The sequence below is a fragment of the Clostridium sp. CTA-5 genome, assembly GCF_054768135.1.
This window is the reverse complement of the sequence record NZ_BAAAAT010000001.1, coordinates 1-18,315: the sequence shown is the minus strand read 5'-3', so window position 1 is coordinate 18,315 and position 18,315 is coordinate 1. Positions and strand designations below refer to the sequence as shown.

Annotated in this window: 27 protein-coding genes; all 27 read right to left on the bottom strand. The window is 26.4% G+C overall.

The window, feature by feature from the left end; translation table 11 throughout:
* Window positions 1-16: 16 nt before the first annotated feature.
* Entirely contained in the window at window positions 17-730 is a 714-nt protein-coding gene (locus ACYUET_RS00135) for an endonuclease V (protein ID WP_460276979.1), read from the bottom strand.
* 56 nt (window positions 731-786) lie between these two features.
* The gene (locus ACYUET_RS00130) at window positions 787-1,218 is read right to left on the bottom strand and encodes a hypothetical protein (protein ID WP_460276978.1); all 432 of its coding nucleotides are present in this window, start codon (window positions 1,216-1,218) and stop codon (window positions 787-789) included.
* 374 nt (window positions 1,219-1,592) lie between these two features.
* Window positions 1,593-1,727, bottom strand: coding sequence for a hypothetical protein (locus tag ACYUET_RS00125; RefSeq protein ID WP_460276976.1), 135 nt, complete (start codon window positions 1,725-1,727; stop codon window positions 1,593-1,595).
* Window positions 1,728-1,866: 139 nt separating this feature from the next.
* Entirely contained in the window at window positions 1,867-2,001 is a 135-nt protein-coding gene (locus ACYUET_RS00120) for a hypothetical protein (protein ID WP_460276975.1), read from the bottom strand.
* Between the two features lie 448 nt (window positions 2,002-2,449).
* Complete coding sequence (locus ACYUET_RS00115; RefSeq protein ID WP_460276973.1) at window positions 2,450-3,343, bottom strand: hypothetical protein; 894 nt, start codon at window positions 3,341-3,343, stop codon at window positions 2,450-2,452.
* A gap of 139 nt (window positions 3,344-3,482) precedes the next feature.
* Entirely contained in the window at window positions 3,483-3,689 is a 207-nt protein-coding gene (locus ACYUET_RS00110) for a hypothetical protein (protein WP_460276972.1), read from the bottom strand.
* 353 nt (window positions 3,690-4,042) lie between these two features.
* On the bottom strand, window positions 4,043-4,366 hold the full coding sequence (locus ACYUET_RS00105) for a hypothetical protein (RefSeq protein WP_460276970.1): 324 nt from the start codon (window positions 4,364-4,366) through the stop codon (window positions 4,043-4,045).
* Between the two features lie 428 nt (window positions 4,367-4,794).
* Window positions 4,795-5,277 (bottom strand): hypothetical protein, encoded by a 483-nt coding sequence (locus tag ACYUET_RS00100; RefSeq protein ID WP_460276968.1) that lies wholly within the window; start codon window positions 5,275-5,277, stop codon window positions 4,795-4,797.
* 193 nt (window positions 5,278-5,470) lie between these two features.
* Window positions 5,471-5,611 carry a hypothetical protein gene (locus ACYUET_RS00095; RefSeq protein WP_460276967.1) on the bottom strand — a complete coding sequence of 47 codons (141 nt, stop codon included), beginning with the start codon at window positions 5,609-5,611 and terminating at the stop codon, window positions 5,471-5,473.
* The gene (locus tag ACYUET_RS00090; RefSeq protein ID WP_460276966.1) at window positions 5,589-5,783 is read right to left on the bottom strand and encodes a hypothetical protein; all 195 of its coding nucleotides are present in this window, start codon (window positions 5,781-5,783) and stop codon (window positions 5,589-5,591) included. Before ACYUET_RS00090 ends, ACYUET_RS00095 begins: the two co-directional genes overlap by 23 nt.
* Window positions 5,784-5,907: 124 nt before the next feature.
* Entirely contained in the window at window positions 5,908-6,861 is a 954-nt protein-coding gene (locus ACYUET_RS00085; protein WP_460276965.1) for an Rpn family recombination-promoting nuclease/putative transposase, read from the bottom strand.
* A gap of 325 nt (window positions 6,862-7,186) precedes the next feature.
* Window positions 7,187-7,819 carry a DarT1-associated NADAR antitoxin family protein gene (locus tag ACYUET_RS00080; RefSeq protein WP_460276964.1) on the bottom strand — a complete coding sequence of 211 codons (633 nt, stop codon included), beginning with the start codon at window positions 7,817-7,819 and terminating at the stop codon, window positions 7,187-7,189.
* Between the two features lie 16 nt (window positions 7,820-7,835).
* On the bottom strand, window positions 7,836-8,474 hold the full coding sequence (locus ACYUET_RS00075; RefSeq protein WP_460276963.1) for a hypothetical protein: 639 nt from the start codon (window positions 8,472-8,474) through the stop codon (window positions 7,836-7,838).
* A gap of 16 nt (window positions 8,475-8,490) precedes the next feature.
* Window positions 8,491-8,694 (bottom strand): hypothetical protein, encoded by a 204-nt coding sequence (locus tag ACYUET_RS00070; protein WP_460276962.1) that lies wholly within the window; start codon window positions 8,692-8,694, stop codon window positions 8,491-8,493.
* A gap of 143 nt (window positions 8,695-8,837) precedes the next feature.
* Window positions 8,838-9,176, bottom strand: coding sequence for an RHS repeat-associated core domain-containing protein (locus ACYUET_RS00065; protein ID WP_460278215.1), 339 nt, complete (start codon window positions 9,174-9,176; stop codon window positions 8,838-8,840).
* Window positions 9,177-9,310: 134 nt separating this feature from the next.
* Window positions 9,311-9,868: a hypothetical protein gene (locus tag ACYUET_RS00060; protein ID WP_460276961.1), complete on the bottom strand. Its 558-nt coding sequence runs from the start codon at window positions 9,866-9,868 to the stop codon at window positions 9,311-9,313.
* A 239-nt stretch (window positions 9,869-10,107) separates the two neighbouring features.
* Window positions 10,108-10,875, bottom strand: a complete 768-nt coding sequence (locus ACYUET_RS00055; RefSeq protein ID WP_460276959.1) for an RHS repeat domain-containing protein — start codon at window positions 10,873-10,875, stop codon at window positions 10,108-10,110.
* A 62-nt stretch (window positions 10,876-10,937) separates the two neighbouring features.
* Entirely contained in the window at window positions 10,938-11,891 is a 954-nt protein-coding gene (locus ACYUET_RS00050) for an Rpn family recombination-promoting nuclease/putative transposase (protein WP_460276958.1), read from the bottom strand.
* 240 nt (window positions 11,892-12,131) lie between these two features.
* Window positions 12,132-12,566 carry a DUF4291 family protein gene (locus ACYUET_RS00045; RefSeq protein ID WP_460276957.1) on the bottom strand — a complete coding sequence of 145 codons (435 nt, stop codon included), beginning with the start codon at window positions 12,564-12,566 and terminating at the stop codon, window positions 12,132-12,134.
* On the bottom strand, window positions 12,508-12,951 hold the full coding sequence (locus ACYUET_RS00040) for a hypothetical protein (RefSeq protein WP_460276956.1): 444 nt from the start codon (window positions 12,949-12,951) through the stop codon (window positions 12,508-12,510). Before ACYUET_RS00040 ends, ACYUET_RS00045 begins: the two co-directional genes overlap by 59 nt.
* Window positions 12,952-12,955: 4 nt before the next feature.
* Window positions 12,956-13,201 carry a hypothetical protein gene (locus ACYUET_RS00035; protein WP_460276954.1) on the bottom strand — a complete coding sequence of 82 codons (246 nt, stop codon included), beginning with the start codon at window positions 13,199-13,201 and terminating at the stop codon, window positions 12,956-12,958.
* Window positions 13,202-13,774: 573 nt separating this feature from the next.
* Window positions 13,775-14,443, bottom strand: coding sequence for a hypothetical protein (locus tag ACYUET_RS00030; RefSeq protein ID WP_460276953.1), 669 nt, complete (start codon window positions 14,441-14,443; stop codon window positions 13,775-13,777).
* A 16-nt stretch (window positions 14,444-14,459) separates the two neighbouring features.
* Complete coding sequence (locus ACYUET_RS00025) at window positions 14,460-15,047, bottom strand: hypothetical protein (protein WP_460276951.1); 588 nt, start codon at window positions 15,045-15,047, stop codon at window positions 14,460-14,462.
* A 173-nt stretch (window positions 15,048-15,220) separates the two neighbouring features.
* Complete coding sequence (locus ACYUET_RS00020; RefSeq protein WP_460276949.1) at window positions 15,221-16,009, bottom strand: DUF4176 domain-containing protein; 789 nt, start codon at window positions 16,007-16,009, stop codon at window positions 15,221-15,223.
* Window positions 16,010-16,754: 745 nt separating this feature from the next.
* Window positions 16,755-17,114: a hypothetical protein gene (locus tag ACYUET_RS00015; RefSeq protein WP_460276947.1), complete on the bottom strand. Its 360-nt coding sequence runs from the start codon at window positions 17,112-17,114 to the stop codon at window positions 16,755-16,757.
* Between the two features lie 14 nt (window positions 17,115-17,128).
* Window positions 17,129-17,695 carry a hypothetical protein gene (locus tag ACYUET_RS00010; protein WP_460276945.1) on the bottom strand — a complete coding sequence of 189 codons (567 nt, stop codon included), beginning with the start codon at window positions 17,693-17,695 and terminating at the stop codon, window positions 17,129-17,131.
* A gap of 191 nt (window positions 17,696-17,886) precedes the next feature.
* A partial coding sequence (locus ACYUET_RS00005; RefSeq protein WP_460276943.1) for a DUF4176 domain-containing protein occupies window positions 17,887-18,315 on the bottom strand: 429 nt, incomplete at its 5' end.

Here is an 18,315-nt window from a genome sequence, read left to right as displayed (position 1 = left end):
AATGATTTTTATACAATCAAATTTTTTCCTTTAACTCATTTCTCATTGTATGTGTTTCTAAATCAGCTAATCTAACTGGAATTGGAATTCTACTGTCTTTATATAATAAATTCATTATTATCTCTGTACTTGTTTCTAAATCAATATAATTTCCACATGAAATAAATATTGGTTTTACATTACTTCTAGTTCTTAACACTCTTCCATAAACTTCATTGTCTATGACTATATCATTATATGCTCCTATTTCTTCTTTAGGCATTTCAAAATCTATTCCTTTAATTTTAAGATAACTTTTTGCTACACCTATTGTTGCTTTGTTTAAGAAAAATGAAGCATGTGTTGCACTTCCCATATGATTAAAATGTAAATATCCATTCCCATCAAATACAAAAATATCAGGCTCTATTTTTAATTTTTCAACCGCTTTAATTATTAAAGGTAATTCTCTAAATGCTAAGTATCCTGGTATATATGGTTCATTTATCTTCCCATAACTATATACTTTCTCTAATACTTCCTTAGTTTTATAATCAATTATTACTATACAGCATGTAGCATACTCTTCTTCATCTTTTATCCAATATGCAAGATCAACACCTGCACATGTTTTTATATTATCAATACAAAAACTATTTTTTAATTTAATATCTTTAGCTAGTCTTTTTTGGATTTTAAAGAATCCTTCTTCAGAATTCAGATTAAAATCATGAATAAAGTTAATTTTCATTTTATTTATTCTTACCTCATTTTTCATTCTTTAATAAACTTTAATCTTTAACATTTTTAATTATTCTTATTATATAAAACATAGTTGCAATAAAATTCAATTTTTTTACTAAAAAGAATATAGCCCATAGATAAAATCTGAAAAAAACCCATAACTGCTAGATAGCAACTCATAAATATAACAATAATACTACTATCAGATAGACTAAAAACTTCAACTATAGATTTAATTCCTCCTAGTAAAGGCAGTATAGCAATTTGCTTTTTTCCACTTTTGATAATATCTAAAAAGATACTTATTACACCTATTTCTATAAGTAATTTTAGGGGTTCTTCCCCTATATCTGCTCCCATAGTTGACAATATACCATAAAATAAAATGATTATAACTCTAAAACCTATTAATACAGCTTGTATAATATTTAAAATCCTTCTACTTTTAGTAATCAATTCTGGTTCTGGTAGATTTTCATTAAACTTACATTCCATAATTACCTCCTTATATTTACAAAGCGATCACAAAAACTGGTCAAAGTTTATGATCACTCTTTTTATTAATTTAATTTTTTGTCCATTTCTCCAACCTTTTTACTAATAAATTCTCTTAGGCATTCTTACATTAATTACGAATAATAATTCTAATTTAATACTTAAATATATAAAAAAGACTTATTTATTATTTTTTCCCAAACAGATTTATTATCGGTTAATTTACAATTAGCTTTAATAGAGGTTATATTTGCTAAAAACAAAAGGTTTAGAATTAACCTTAATTTTGGTTAACTCTAAACCTTTTTTCTATATTTTAATGCTTTAATTCATTTTGCATTTCAATTTTAGTTACAAAATCTATATAGAATTTTTTACATCAGCTTCAATTCTGACCAATAAGTCATTATACCATACTCATTACATTTAATAATTTCACCATCAACTAACCCTTTTTTCATAACTTTAGCCAGTAAATTTTCAGAATTACACGAGCAATAATATATCATTGCTTCTCTTGAAAGGATTTGTAATAACTCCTGTAAGTACTCCTACTTTTTGCTTATTTCTATAATTCTATTTCTAACATCATAATTATGCATTTTTATACCCCAACTTTATAATTTCAGTTAATGGTTAAGTAAAATTTCATAAGTTCAATAGAGTCTTATCTTCCAATATTCTATCTACTTCGCTCTTTCTTATCCATTTATGATATACAGAACGTTCTATGAATTCCATATTTAACTTAACTCCTACTTCATTGTTACTATTATAAATCAATATACTATCCTCTTTTTCTGATATAACTTGAAACTTGTATCCTTTATAAAAACAATTAGTCTGTATATAGTATATTTCTTCAACATCACTTCTTTTTACAATTTTATTTTTTATCTTACTATCATCTGATTTTAGTTTAATAATTTTATTTTTTTGTCATAATCAAGAACTTCATACTGTCTACCCATATATAACGTATATTTACCAAGTAACATAAATAACTCCTCTCCATTTATTTTTTTTTACAAACTTATCATCCAAATATTTCACAATTAATTCCTGTTTCACTATTTATCCTGTATAATTCTGCACCTTCGTTAAGCTTCAAATATTACATTGTGTACTCAGAAATAATATTACCATTCATATCTTTAGTATCTTGAGCTTTAGTTATAAATCCAGCTACTGTATTCCTTAGGTTATCGTCTTTTATTGAACTTATTTATATTTACTTATCATTTTCTAAATAAGTTAATTCATCATCTTCATCAATTATCATTCTTTTATATAAAGCTTCTGATGGAAAAAACATTCTTGGAGCTTTAGGTAATATAGGTTGAAAATATCTTTTTAATTTTCTTAAATCTTCATCTGATACATTATCAATATCTTCTGTCAACTGCAAATATGCTCCATTATCACTCAGTGATTTAACCAAATAAACAGGTGCTTCCTTTTTGATTTTTTCTATTCCACCTAATAAATTTACATGGTTTTTACTTAAATAATTTCCCCAGCTGTATCCTCTAAAATATTTATCAAATTTTTCTGATGCGCTCAAATATGTAAGCCCTACATATCTTTCATGTGGACTAAAAGAACAATATGATCCCATACAATCTAATGTAATAAACCCTCCTACACAATCTATATTCGCTAACACCATTTCTATTAACTTTTGATATTCCAAACAAACATACTTAGAATCATCTTTGACACAAGTCCATTTATTTATTGAAAATTCTATAAGACTTGCCCTTTTAGGATTTTCAATATTGGATAAAATATTTAAGTTAATAATATCTGGCGATGTATACGCCTCTGGACAATCTATTCCTTTAATTTTTGCATCAATCATTTTTTTATCAAAATGAACAAAATTTAGCTTTTCAACTTTACCTTCATTAATTAAAATTTTAGTTTTTTCCCAATTTGAATATTCATAGTTATATTTTTTTCCATTTAAATTAATTTCATATTTCAAGCTTTTATTTATTGATTTAACTACTTTATCTATAAATTCTTCTACAAGTTCAATAATTACTATTCCTTTATCTAACAAAGAATCATATGTTGAGATACATCCATAAATGTGTTTTCCATACTCTACTATTTTATTCATATTTTCACCTCAAAAAATATTTATAGTACTGGTATTAAGTTTATTGGAGGAAACAATCGAGATCCCTCTAATATTATTACATATGTTACTAAAACTGCACCAATAAGCCCAGTTACCTCTTCCACTTTTCCTAAAATTCTTATGAATAATCTGCTGGATATTCATAAGAATCTTCAGCAGAATTATCTAATATTGGAGATGTAGTTTGAGATGAGCTAACTTCTGGTACATTTGAAGTACTTGTTTCTAATTGCTCTTGTTCATCTTTTCTATTTACTTGCCAATAGTATAACATACCCGGCTTACAAATATCTAATTCAACTCCAATATCTGCTTTATCATACACTTATGTCTATAAAACTGCTAAAAAAACGAAATGAACCAGCCTACTTACTTTCAGCTGATTCATTTTATCTTTTTACTGCATTATTAATATTATGCAGTAAATAGTACTTTAACTTCTAACCTGTACACTAGCAAATTCAATCGCTTTGAGCACTGAAAAATCATTATATTATTTTTCAGTTAGATTGCTCATTTCTTTGCAGTTAATATTTTATCTTTGGTTAATAACCATATTTATAGTTACGTAAAATATCTCTAGTCTCCAACAATATTTTTCCCAGTTCCATCTTCACCGCATCCCCAATAGTAGTCTTTAGTGGTTTTCTCAATTATCTCCTTATCTCCAAATTTATTTTATACACCTTGACCGAAAGGTGAGTCCCATAATATCTTGCTTAAATAGTCTTCTAGTCTTCCTACCTCAATAAAGATAGGACTTAAATAATGAGCGTGTTCTGCTTCTGCTGATATAGAAGTATAAATAAAGAACAACAATCCTGCTAGTTTCCTACTTATTATCAGCTCTCCTTTTATAAGAATCTTTAACTCATCAAGTAGTAAATATAATTTATCAAATGCTTCTTTATTAACAGTCTTTGAAGTTCTAATTGGAACTAATAAATCAACTGTTAGTTTATTAATACTTTCTTCAATTTCTATCATTTTATTATTTATCATTTTACATTCTTCCTTATTGCTTCTTTAGTATTATTGATATATAGAAACTTCTTGTTGTCAAATAAAATAGTGATATGGCAATCATTTTACTCCGTTTACTCTTGGATATATTTCATCCCTTAACACCTTCTATAAAAAATATCGACACTACTATAGTATCTATATTTTCATTACAACGATATTTTCTTTTACTTTAGGTTAAAAGGGGTAATAGGTGGTAAATATTTTAGAAAGTATTTTTAGTTTCATTAACTAGAATTTACTTTTTAATATTATCTGCCACGCTTCCACATTCCCCCCTATGCACTACATTATTTAGATTATGCAGTAATCTAATCTTTATATTTTATTAACATCACTATACTATGTTAATTAAAATTATTATGAATTGAGTTAATATCTAATTTTGCATTTAGTTATTCAATAATTTAATGTAAATTTAACTTTATTTTTTGTTCCTCTGCTAGTTTTCTATAAGTCTCCAATAAACCCATGATTTTTTCAATAAATTCACAATTCTCTATTAATCCATTGTTTTCATTTATCTCTTTTAATATTATATAAAAGTTTTGAATTTCATGTATAGATGAACTAGAACTTATATCATCTTCATCACTTAGTCTACTAATTAATTCATATAAGATTATTCTTTTTTCTCTATATAACATATAGTAATATCCAACTATAACATCCTCTTGTAAAAATTCATTATTTTGATAATATGATTCTTCTATTCTTTTTTCATATATAGCTTTGTATAACTCATCTGTATCTTTAGCTAATGAAACATTATATACCCATTCTTCAACATCATCATTATTTAGTATTTCTTCATCAGCCCATTTTTGCCAATCTGATTTTGAATAATAACCAATTATTACCGCTATATATAGAGAGTTTGCTATTGTCATTTACTCACCTCCCTTATGGTGTATCAGGATATACCCGTCACCATGTTGTGCTGGATTGTTATAAGGATTTGGATGAGGATTTGTATGTGATGGAATATCAGGTCTACCATGGTCAGTATAATCATTATTACCTATTCTTCTTCCATATTTATTAAATATAGTTTATCTTATATACGTTTCTCCAGTCTTACTATTAATTCTTTACATCTTTAATGCTTCTTTCTCCTGTTACCGTATATAATCGTTGCCTTGTATTGATGTTTTTTCCATTCATCACTTTATATACAAATTCTCCATTTTCTTTTATTTTTTCAATGTTTCCAATATGCTTCATATCTAGCTACTTCTGCCGGCTCCATCATATAAACAAAAGTTTTTCCCGGATTAATCGTCCCCTCATCTATTGTATAAGCTTTTATTGAAACTATATTTCTATCAATATTATACTTTCTATCAACATGATTTTCATTTCTATCAATGTGCTTTATTAAATAATCTTGCTGCATTTCCACTTACATTTGTAAAATGAGTAAGTGTATTTTAGGTATCGTAAATATAATTCTTTTAGATAAAAAATAACAGCAATACCACTATCTCATGTTATTGCTGTTACTTTAATTCTTAATTATTTTAATTTAATCTTAGTTTCTTTATTTCATCAATGCTAAGGCCTGTCTTTAATGCTATTGTTTCATCATCTAAAACATCCAATAAATTTTTAGCAACCTCAATCTTACCTTCTTTTTTTCCTTTTTGCATTCCTTCTTGAATTCCAACTTCTTTACCTTTTTGTTCATAATACTTTTGCCTTATTTGATCAACAGTCATTCTTACAGCACCTCCTCTTTCTCTTTTATATTCTTCAAATTTTTGTTCTAATTCTTTATCTTTTATTAAAAATAAATACTCTAAAAAGTCTGCTAATGCTTTTATTTGTTCTTCATTTTTAACTTTATCATATTCAACTAATTCTTCTGCAAGTTGTATTTTTGATTTATAAATATCATCATCTGATGACTTTGTTTCTAGTAACGTTTTTGCCATCTTAAATACTAATTTTAAAGGATTATCATAACTTATGTTTTCTAAGTCTATTTTTTCAACATCTATTGTTCTAAAATTATAAATTAAAATTTCATCTTCTATATTGGGGACTTTATATACATACCTTTTGTCTTTTCCACGTTCACCTTTATACGTATATATAGCTGCTCCTATAACTTCACTCTTATCCTTATTTTTATATCTAAATTTATCCCATATTCTATAAAAATATCTAAACATTCTTTCACCGAAAGCATCTTCGTCACTACTATAACTTTGAACTTCAACATGAATAAATAAAATTTTGCTATTATTATCTTTAAGATTTACCTTTATTATTTTATCAGAAATTATCTTTTCAGCACTATCTTTATCAAAAATTTCTCTTTGAATTTCTTGAAGCTCTAAATCTAAACTTTCAGTTCCAAGTCCCCATGCAATCTCATCAAATATTTCAGGGAATAATACTTCTACAACTTCTACTTCAAATGCTTCAAGTATTGTTTTCCACGCTGCGTCATAGTCATGTTTCTTTGACAAGGTCTTCACCTCACTTTCTTTAAAAGAGTTAATTTCTATATATATCTTAATACGTTTATATATCTTTATTATATCTTATTAATTATAATTTCAGCAAGGATTGTAGGCTGAAAATCTTGACTTTTTGTGTTCACTATTTTATATTAACCCCCAAATATGCTCCTCATTACAGTAGATAGTTTTATTATTTAAACTTGTCTACTGTATGAGGAGCATATCATGTATCATCTGCTTTAATAATTTCTTTATTTATTTCAAATTCATATTTAGAAAATTTTATACCTTCAATGTAGCTATCATAAGTTTACGAGTAATTTTCTATTAACTACACATATTGTTTAAATATATCTATATCTGATAATGCTTGTTCAATTAATCTTCTTTTGTATAAAGATACAAATAATGCAACAGATTTTGCTTGACAATTTATAGCCCTTTGGGGATTAAATTCAATATCTGTAAATGCATTATATTCAATAATTTTCTTGTATAAATTAGGTTGCTTATACAATGTATTTACATAAATCCAATCATAAAATAAAGTTTTAGGTTCTAAAGGATAGTCTATACCTTCAAGCCTAAATCCTACTAATTCACCTGAATTCCTTAGTCTTTTATCCCTTTTTACCTCTACTGGCTCCATTAAAAGAAAATCTTTATATGGTCCTCCAGTTTTAAATATCTTACTTGATTGGAACACACATTCAAGAAAATATTTGTTATTCTTAATTTCATACTCTAAATTAAATGCACTAAGTTTCTTTCCTAAATCAACAGGGGCCTTTGTTGATATTTCTAAAACTTTTTCATTCTTATAAATATCATTAAATTTTTTATGCAATATCCTAACATAATTTTGTTTTTCTTTATAACTTGCTCTAGCAACCTCATCAACTTCTATATCTACTGATTCTATTTCTCTATCATTTATAATTCTAAATACTCTCTTTGTACTCAAAACAATCACCTCAATTTTACTCTTTAATTTCAAATAATTTTCTTTTATAATTTTGAAATTGTCCAACAAAATTATTTGAAATTTGTCCATTAGTTTGTAAATTTTCTTCATATAGATAGAAATTAATTGATATTATTATTTCAACAATTTCTTTATCTATTATGCAATGATCTTCATAAATTTTTACCATATCATTCAAAGCTTTAAATATTTTTTTTACCTTTTCCATATCTAATTTATTGTTTTGCTTAATCAAATGAAAAATTCCTGTTTCTCCTATACTATTTTCTTTAAACTCATCTATTAATTCTTTGTTTACTATTGTCTGCTTACTATATATCTTTTTTCCTAATATTAAAGTTCTAAATTCTAAATATTTATATCCAAAAAGTTGTATTTCTTTTCCTTCTACTATATTTATTTTACCTATATCAATAATAGTTTCTGGTATTGATTCAAATGTTTCTGCTACTAACTTGTCTATTTGATTTTTCCCTTTATACACTTCTACCATATTTTCTAATATGCCCAAAACTTCTTTTACTTTTTTATGGTCTAAATCGTCTGCTGCTCTTAATTCACATACAATTTCCCATGCATAATATTCATACTTATTTAACAATTCAATATCAGCTATAATTTCGTTATTTTTCATAATCTGATTCCTCTTCCTATTTGAAACTTTTTCCCTTTCCAATACATGCATTTTTCTTTTTAAGACGTTCTCCCTTTTCTTTATAATCTTTATCTATTGTACTTATTTGTTTAGGTGTATTCCTAATTCTTTTTATTTCTGACTCATCTAAAAGTGTAACAGCTTCTGGTGGTATTTTACCTTTTATTAATACCTCTGAAAAATTAGCTGAAGAATTCATTGCTTTCTTATTTCTATTTAATCTTACACTTCTTGTTTCATCATCTAATGATAAATTAACTATTACTTGATCATTAGAAAATTTATTTATATTAATTTGAACAATCCTATTTCCACTTCTTTTAGATTGAGTATTAGATTTTACTATATTAATAGCTGCTGAATTATAAGATGTTTTATTTGACCCACAATTTCATACATAGGTATTTCTTTATGAAATCCACTAGGATCATAATAAACAATCGGATTATTTCTACAATAAACATAAATATTCAGCCCATCACCTCTATATACATCTTCTTGGGTAAACTTACCTATAACATGGTTATAATATCTAGATCTTAAGTAGTATTGCTTAGTTATTCCATTAAATTGTTGACCTGTATAAGTTATTCTCTTATGGACTTCTTCTCTTGAATCTAATACATTACCAAATACATCATAATAGTATTCATTTCTAACTCTTTCATTTTCATCAGTTATAAATACTGCTCTTTCCTGTGATGTCTTTTATACTATTGATATTATTATTTTTTCATAGAACATAAAGTAGGTAGAGTCACTTTTTATTATACTCTACCTTCTTGGGTACACTTTTCCTTTTTAGATATTTAAATCTAGTAAATAGTATCCAAATTACCCACACTATATTTACCATCTTTCCAGAAATTAATGCCAAACTCATTATTAACATACCATTTACATCTGCCAATAATTCTAACTCTCTTATCGAATATAGTTACTTTATCTAATTCAACTAAATTAATGATATTACTATTATTTTTATTTATAATTTTGTAATTTTCTTTACCTATAATTTTAACAATATCATCTTTTGTTGTTTTGCTAATAAACTCATCATAATCTTCTCTTATAATTTTTTCAATTAACTTTAAGGTCTCTTCGAAATCCCCGATATATTTTTTATACATATATCTCACTTGCTCTTTATATTCTCTATGTTCTGTTAATTCATCGTCATCAAAATCTTCTTCTTCCCAATTCCCTATTCCTAGCTCATATTCTGTGGCTTCTCCAGCTAATATATCAATTTCGATTTCTATATTTCTCTCTTCCCCATTAAAGCTATAATTTACAGGATTAATTCTCCTCCAATTATCTTTTCTATAAATTAACTTTCCAATTACACTATCATCAATTATTATATCTTTCATAATTATAACCATTCCTTTCTCTATGCACAAAACGTCGTAAAAGAATATCTGTCAGGCTTATTCTCTGCTTTTTTAAATTTATGATTATTTAGGGCACTTTGGATTTTTAATCACAGAATTTTGTGTCTCTAGCTCTGAAACACATCCTAAATGTCCAAACATACCATTAATATCTATAGGTATCCATTGTGCTGTTATACCATTATTTAATTCATAGACCGTTAGTTGATTCTTTTTTCTTAATTTGTTAAATCTACTCGCAAGTTTTCCAACTTTTTCATCATAATTTTATCTTTTTCATGTTCTTCTATAACTCTATCAATTTGATCATAAACTTTTAATATTTCATAGCCCTTTGGCGTTATTATCCTAGTTAGATTTCCATTCTTATCATATTCATATTTTGTTATAGACCAAATATTTTTTCCTTTATTCTTAGAAGATATAAATTTACCATCTATTTCTTCTTTCTTCTCAATTAAATTTCCTACTTTATCATAAACATAATGAATTATTTTATTTGTAGTATCATTAATTTTAAAGCTTTCATATATTTTATGGTTTAAGCAATCATATTTATATCTTGCCTTAGCTCCACATTTATCTTTAACTTCTATAAGTCTATTTTCTTTATCATAAGTAAAATAAATTTCATTATAGTTGTTGCATATTTCATCTTCAAATACTGAATCAATTCCATGCTTTTCTAATATCTTATTTCCATTTTTATCATAGCAATATGAGGTTACTTGATATTTAATTTTACTTTCTGAATTTTTATTATCTGAGCTTTCATTTGAATCTGAATTTACTATTTCAACTGGAACCTTCTTTTCAATTAAGTTGTTAGTTAAATCATATTTAAATAAAGTTATATTCCCTTCATTATCTATTTCTTTTATTATGTTTCCATGAAGATCATATTCAAAAGTTTTTTCTATGATCCCTATTTCTTCATTATATATAGAAGTTAATTTATTCATACTATTATAAGTATAATTTTGCAAATAAAAAATAACAGCAATATCACCACTTCTGATTATTGCTGTTACTCTAATTCTTAATTATTTTAATTTAATCTTAGTTTCTTTATTTCATCAATGGTCAGGCCTGTCTTTAATGCTATTGTTTCATCATCTAAAAGATCTAACAAATTTTTAGCAATCTCAATTTTTCCTTTTTTGATTCCTTTTTCAATTCCTTTTTCGATTCCTTTCTCTTCCCCTTTTTGTTCATAATATTTTTGTCTTATTTGATCAACAGTCATTTTTACAGCACCTCCTCTTTCTCTTTTATATTCTTCAAATTTTTGTTCTAATTCTTTATCTTTTATTAAAAATAAATATTCTAAAAAATCTGCTAATGCTTTTATTTGTTCTTCATTTTTAACTTTATCATACTCAACTAATTCTTCTGCAAGTTGTATTTTTGCTTTATAAATATCCTCATCTAATGACTTTGTTTCTAATAACGTTTTTGCCATCTTAAATACTAATTTAAGTGGATTATCTTCACTTATGCTCTTTAAATTTATTTTTTCAACATCTATTGTTCTAAAATTATAAATTAAAATTTCATCTTCTATATTTGGAACTTTATATACATACCTTTTGTCTTTTCCACGTTCACCTTTATAGGTATATATAGCTGCTCCTATAACTTCACTCTTATCCTTATTTTTATATCTGAATTTATCCCATATTCTATAAAAATATCTAAACATTCTTTCGCCGAAAGCATCTTCATCACTACTATAACTTTGAACTTCAACATGAATAAATAAAATTTTGCTATTATTATCTTTAAGTTTTACTTTTATTATTTTATCTGAAATTATCTTTTCAGCACTATCTTTATCAAAAATTTCTCTTTGAATTTCTTGAAGCTCTAAATCTAAACTTTCAGTTCCAAGTTCCCATGCAATCTCATCAAATATTTCAGGGAATAATACTTCCACAACTTCCACTTCAAATGCTTCAAGTATTGTTTTCCATGCTGCGTCATAGTCATGTTTCTTTGACAAAGTCTTCACCTCACTTTCTTTAAAAGAGTTAATTTCTATATATATCTTAATACGCTTATATATCTTTATTATATCTTATTAATTATAATTTCAGCAAGGATTGTAGTCTGAAAAATTTGACTTTTTGTGTTCACTATTTTATATTAACTCCCAAATATGCTCCTTATTACAATAGATAGTTTTATTATTTAAACTGTCTATTGTACGGGAAGCATATCAAAATACCTAGTTAAATTCATATTAATCTTTTGATTTTACCCCTAGTATCACTTTCTGATTATTACTCAACAGATATTCCTGTTCTTTCGGTAACATATTTTCCTGAAATTTTCCCAACCTTATTGACTCGCAAACATTATTCACATAATCTGTGATGCCGAGAATACTAGTAATCCATTTATTAACATAATTCTCAACCATACTTCCCCTAAGTCCTAATTGTATAGCACGTCTATTTAATGGATTACCATATATATCTCTATCCGGGTCCCATTGGCACCTAACTTCTGATACTTTAAGTCTAGATTTCCACTCTTCGTAAGACACATATATTTCTTCCTTAAAAGAAGACAAGACCGCATTTTCAATAATTTCTTCAAATCCTTCTCTTTTTATATCAATAGCTAATATTCGCTCTTGACCATCTTTTTCTGCCCAGCCAGACCTGTACATCATCCATTTTTACAGCTAGTGCATAGCCCTCATCATAATCTAAATACTCAAACTGAGTAATAGCTGTCTTATATAAACTTTCTACGCTTTGCGGTGATTTTAGAAATTGAAAAATCCCAGCAATGTTTTCATGTTGCTCATGCCATATTGATTCAATAAGCTTACATAGTATTTCTATATATTCTTCTGTGAAAAGTTTAAACGTAAATCCAACATGTAATAAGTAGTCAACATAATAAGCCTCCTTTTCATCATAAGCGCTTTCTAACAATTGTTTAATATAATTCGAATTATCTAATACATTAACAGTAAAATTTTCTAAAAAGTATTCTTTAGATACAGACTTTTTAATAAGTTGCCTAATTAATTCTCTTTCCTTTTGTGTCATTTAATTACTCCCTCTTAAAATTAATTATATTATCATTAAATATATCTAATGCTTTACCTTTTCCCAATCCGATATTAATTTGAGGTTCACCTATAGACATATTCACACTTATACCTTCACCTTTAAAGAAAGCATTATTTTGATTCCAACCTTTTGAAACCCTTGGCATATTAGGGTATGTTTCAGCTACTATACTTGAACCATTTCTTACTCCTATTTCTTCTAGGACTTGTGTAGTACCTGCTTTCACTTTGAATTACACTAGTACGCCTTCATATTGCTCGGAATAAGCTTTTGTAGGTGATATACATGTATTATGTTCATAATTCCATTAACTTTTAAGTGGAATTATTGAACCTAGGATTTCCTAGGTCATCAAGGTAAATATCGCTATTAGCCTTGTTCTACTGTCTCCTAAATGTGCTATTATTGATTATTGCATAGGGACTCCTTTATCAGATGCTTATACTTGAGATATTGTTAAAAAGATTTTAATCATATATCAATTTCTATTAAATCAGTTGTTTTAGCCTTTATTAATCACTTTTTAAATTCAATGCAACTCTTATCCAGAGGCTTTTAAAACTCTGTTTTCTGATGTATTATTGTTGCTTTTTAATATAGTTCTTTTGAATGATGTATTTATTGAATATGTTAACTGCTAAAAAGATAATGAACCAGCCTACTTAAATTCAACTGATTCATTTCATCTTGTCACTGCATTATTTAGATTATGCAATCAATCCAATTTAGAGCTTTTGTTAATTTACTATATTTCTTTTAATCTAGTAATTTTGTAGCAAGTTATTCCTTAATTTTGAATCTAGTTTAATATAGGTATATACTTTTTATTAGCTAAGTTTAAATAAATATTAGTTTCATCATCAATTTTAATTGCATCCCATTCAATATTATCATCTAAATATATCTTAGCATTAACTATATTATTACTTCCTTCACATATACCAACGAGATTAATTTTATCTAGTATTTCATTATAATTGAAAAGTTTTAAAATTTGTTTATCTATATTTTCCCCCTCTATATCTGTACATATAAACTTACTACTTAGTATATTTGCATAATCATCTATACTATTTATACTCTCTCTAATATTACTTGTAATATACCAAGTTAACATAACTTCCTCATTAGTTACTTCCTTTATTTTATTAATATCATCATGAAAATCGTATCTCATATTGTCCCATAATTTTTTAAATTCAGATACTGAAAAGATTATTGGTATATACTTATACTTTTCTTTAAAGCAATAATTTATATTCGGAATCCAGAATATATCCTCTCCTAAACGCCTAGCTATAACATTGCTCTGATTAGATTGATTACTATAATTTAATTTTAATTCTAAACCTGAATCTGCGTCTACAGATGTTACCAAGTTATCTACATAACCATTGTAAATTATAATATCATCATATTTAACACTAATTTTTTCATCATATATGTCACCACTTAAAACTATTTCCATATTTATACTCCTCCAATTAATCAATTAAATCATAGCCAGGAAGCCCCCAACGTTTAGCAAATCTAGCCCAATCATCCTCTGGAACAAATAACTTATGTTTAACAGAATTACCTTCTTTAGTCATATGATATATCCCTTCCTTTACACTATATTTATTTGTTTTTGCTGATATAGTGCCTACGCTTCCCTTTTTTAAGAATTCAACTCTTCCATTAGCTCTTATAACATATGGTTCACCTGACATTATAGATTCATCAAGAATAGTTGGAATATTATGATAAGCTCCTCCATCCTCTGACATTCTCCTTAATGTTCGTTCATCATATACTAAACTTTTATTTCCACTTCTTATTTCTTCAATATTAGAATATACATTGTTAAGTTCACTAAATTCAGGGTTACTTACCCCCTTATTTACACTTACACCTTCATTAGGTTTTAATATTCCTTTTAACCATTTTTCAAAATCATCAATTTTGTCAGTTGTTTTACTAGCTATTTTAGTACCTTTTAATAAGTCTATAAATTCTTTTGCTTTTTTACTTTTTGATAATGCAATTAATCCTTTAGCTACTCTACTTATTAAAGAAATACCTACTGACACTGCTAATCATTTTGATAAATTTCTGAAAATCCTTCAATTGCTTTTTCTACTGCTTCTATACATGCATTTACTACTCCTAAATATCATCTACATATCATGAAAATAACCCATTAAGCAAACACATATTACTTAATTTGTATTTACTTAATGGGCATAAATTAGATTTTTGATCTTTATTTTTTTAATGATTCTCTATACTTTATTAACTGTTTATTATATTCTATTTCTTTTTCATCTTGATATCCTTTAAAATATACTTTATTAATAAGAGCGGCATCAAATAAATAATTGCTATTAGCACTAACACTTCCTTCTGGATATATACACCCTGCATAATCATATATTTTGTCAGAATCGTCTCCCTTTAAATGTTCAATTCGTCCTATTATTATAACTTTTTTATTGGTTCCTTCAAATGTAACTATTGAACCTAATGGTAATAATTCATTCTTATCATTAGATACATCCTCAATTGAATCTTTACTAGCTTTAGTTATTGATGTTTTACCACTGTTAGTTATTTTTTCCTCACTTATTTTACTTCTATACTCAAATTCTTCTTCATCCTCATATCCTTTGAAATATACTTTTTCAATTTGATCTATATTAAATAAATAACTATCCTGAGGACTCATAAATCCCCTTGGATATTCACACCCAGAATAGTCCCATATTTTTTCGCTTGAATCCCCCTCAAGTTTTCGCATTCTTCCTGTTATCATTAACTGTCTATTTGAATCCTTTAATAATACTACTGTTCCTAATGGCAACAATTCATCTTTACTATATTCCACTTCCCTCTGTTGACTAACTGTTGTATTTGTATCATCTTTTTTATCTGCATTCCCAATTGTTAATTTAAACCCACATCCATTTAACATAACAACTATACTTATTACAAATACTCCTAAAATGATATTTTTCTTGTATAATCTTTTTTCTACTAAATTAATTATTTTCATTTTACTTCCACCTTATATATTAAATACTTATAAATTAATCATTCTAAAATCCTTTAATCTGTATCTTTCTTAGATTCTATTTCAAGACTGCCTCCCATTCCATCAGCCAATCCTACTTCACAGTCTCCATTAATAAAATCTTTTTTCGAATTAGAAGCAAGTACACCCAGATATCCTTTTGCCTTTAAATGATAATTTTTTACAGCTATACCTGTTATTATCGGTTAATTTATGGTTATCTTTACTAAAATTAGATAATTAAAAAAGAGCATCTCGGAATGATTTTAGAAAATCATTTCGAAACACTTCAATCTTTAATTATGATAAAAATTATATCATCATCTACTGTCATTAATAAATCTGTTAATCTTTTGTAAACTCAAAGGAATCTTTAATTACCGTGTACCAAGCTATGTCCTACTGTATACAAGTTAGACATTAGAAAGAAAAATTCCAACCGATACCTTTACAGCATCAGTTGGAATTTTGTTATTTGCTTGAATCAGACATAAAAAGAAGTTTTTGCTGAATATCCTATGCTTTCCATAGAAGAGAACATTCAAACCTCATTTTGATGGCTGTTTGCAGTTTTTAGAGTGTATTTTTCTTATTGTTTCTACCAAAACTTGCTACAAAATTTGAATTATGCAGTAAAATATCTTCGTTATTATATTGATTTATATATCTTCTATTCCAATTTTGGTTTATGCATTCAGATAATATATTAATTTGTAGTAACATAGCGTTATTTTATATTTAATTTAATAATTTTTCCATGATAACTAACTTCATTCTTTTTAATCTCAACTTTAAGTTCTCCTGATATAACTTTCTCCAAATGCCACCACCAGTATTCAATTGGTGTGGTACTATTGCCCCATATTTTCAACGGTTTTAAATATTCATAAAACTCTTTCGCTCTACTAATTAATATTGTATCATAATATTCTAACTTTTCTTTATCATCACTATCCAATAATTGATATTCTTTCGCTAAATATTCTCTAGTTCTAAATGTATAATCAAACTCAAATGGACTAACATCTAATTCGTCTTCCATATCAATGCCATAATTCTTTATTAATTTTTTTAGTTCTTCACTCATAACTATCTAACTCCTTATTTTATTCTATCAACCTTTAAACTTTCTAAATATCCTGAGTATCCTCCATTAACAGCATCTGGTGGAAATGCTGTTTCCATAGCTCCATTTTCACCAACCATTACCACCCATTCACTGTCACCATAAATATAATATTTTTGTTCAAATGGTTCTCCCGTTTTTTCATTCTTAGTATACTCATATACTTCAAGATTATCTTTTTCCATAATTTCATTTATTTTATTATTATACTCCTCAGCCGTCCAATCATCTGGAATATGTCCTTTTTTAATACGTTTAGCGACATGTTTATCAAGTGCTTTATCTGACTTCCATTTAGCACCATTGTTTAACATATCTTCTCTAATAGCTTCAGCTTTACCTACTCCCTTATTTACACTTACACCTTCATTAGGTTTTAATATTCCTTTTAACCATTTTTCAAAATCATCAATTTTATCATTTGTTTTACTAGCTATTTTAGTACCTTTTAATAAGTCTATAAATTCTTTTGCTTTTTTACTTTTTGATAATGCAATTGATCCTTTAGCTACGCTACTTAGTAGATAAATACCTCCTGACACTGCTAATGCATTTTGATAAATTTCTAAAAATCCTTCAAATGCTTTTTCTCCTGCTTCTATACATGCATTTAATAATCCTAAATAGCATCTACATATTATGAAAATAACCCATTAAATAAACACATATTACTTAATTTGTATTTACTTAATGGGCATAAATTAGATTTTTCATCTATAATTTTATAAACAACTTATTTTTTTAAAAGCTCTCTGTTTTTTATAAGTTGTTTATTGTATTTTATTTCTTTTTCATCTTCATATCCTCTAAAATATACCTTATTAATAATATTGGCATTAAATAAATAATCATTATCGGGACTAATATTCCCTTCTGGATATATACAAGCTATATAATCATATATTTTGTCAGGATTTCCACCTTTAGCATTTCCTACTCTTCCTATTATCATTAATTTTTTATTACTTCCTTCAACTGTAATTATTGAACCTAATGGTAATAGTTTTTCTTTATCATTAACTATATTTTCTGTTTCATTTTTATTATCTTTATCTATTTTTTCACTATATTTTGTTTCTGTACCTCTTATTTTATTTCTAAAATCTATTAATTGTTTATTATATTCTATTTCATCTTTATCTTCATATCCTCTGAAATATAC

Excerpts from the sequence above, each read along its gene's own strand:
- ACYUET_RS00070 (WP_460276962.1), bottom strand. The coding sequence starts at position 8,694 with ATGAATTCTTCAGCTAATTTTTCAGAGGTATTAATAAAAGGTAAAATA.
- ACYUET_RS00090 (WP_460276966.1), bottom strand. The coding sequence starts at position 5,783 with ATGCAGCAAGATTATTTAATAAAGCACATTGATAGAAATGAAAATCAT.
- ACYUET_RS00045 (WP_460276957.1), bottom strand. The coding sequence starts at position 12,566 with ATGATGTACAGGTCTGGCTGGGCAGAAAAAGATGGTCAAGAGCGAATA.
- ACYUET_RS00030 (WP_460276953.1), bottom strand. The coding sequence starts at position 14,443 with ATGGAAATAGTTTTAAGTGGTGACATATATGATGAAAAAATTAGTGTT.
- ACYUET_RS00125 (WP_460276976.1), bottom strand. The coding sequence starts at position 1,727 with ATGATATATTATTGCTCGTGTAATTCTGAAAATTTACTGGCTAAAGTT.
- ACYUET_RS00130 (WP_460276978.1), bottom strand. The coding sequence starts at position 1,218 with ATGGAATGTAAGTTTAATGAAAATCTACCAGAACCAGAATTGATTACT.
- ACYUET_RS00075 (WP_460276963.1), bottom strand. The coding sequence starts at position 8,474 with ATGAAAAATAACGAAATTATAGCTGATATTGAATTGTTAAATAAGTAT.
- ACYUET_RS00040 (WP_460276956.1), bottom strand. The coding sequence starts at position 12,951 with ATGACACAAAAGGAAAGAGAATTAATTAGGCAACTTATTAAAAAGTCT.
- ACYUET_RS00115 (WP_460276973.1), bottom strand. The coding sequence starts at position 3,343 with ATGAATAAAATAGTAGAGTATGGAAAACACATTTATGGATGTATCTCA.
- ACYUET_RS00015 (WP_460276947.1), bottom strand. The coding sequence starts at position 17,114 with ATGAGTGAAGAACTAAAAAAATTAATAAAGAATTATGGCATTGATATG.
- ACYUET_RS00100 (WP_460276968.1), bottom strand. The coding sequence starts at position 5,277 with ATGACAATAGCAAACTCTCTATATATAGCGGTAATAATTGGTTATTAT.
- ACYUET_RS00095 (WP_460276967.1), bottom strand. The coding sequence starts at position 5,611 with ATGAAGCATATTGGAAACATTGAAAAAATAAAAGAAAATGGAGAATTT.
- ACYUET_RS00105 (WP_460276970.1), bottom strand. The coding sequence starts at position 4,366 with ATGATAAATAATAAAATGATAGAAATTGAAGAAAGTATTAATAAACTA.
- ACYUET_RS00135 (WP_460276979.1), bottom strand. The coding sequence starts at position 730 with ATGAAAATTAACTTTATTCATGATTTTAATCTGAATTCTGAAGAAGGA.
- ACYUET_RS00020 (WP_460276949.1), bottom strand. The coding sequence starts at position 16,009 with ATGAAAATAATTAATTTAGTAGAAAAAAGATTATACAAGAAAAATATC.
- ACYUET_RS00060 (WP_460276961.1), bottom strand. The coding sequence starts at position 9,868 with ATGAAAGATATAATAATTGATGATAGTGTAATTGGAAAGTTAATTTAT.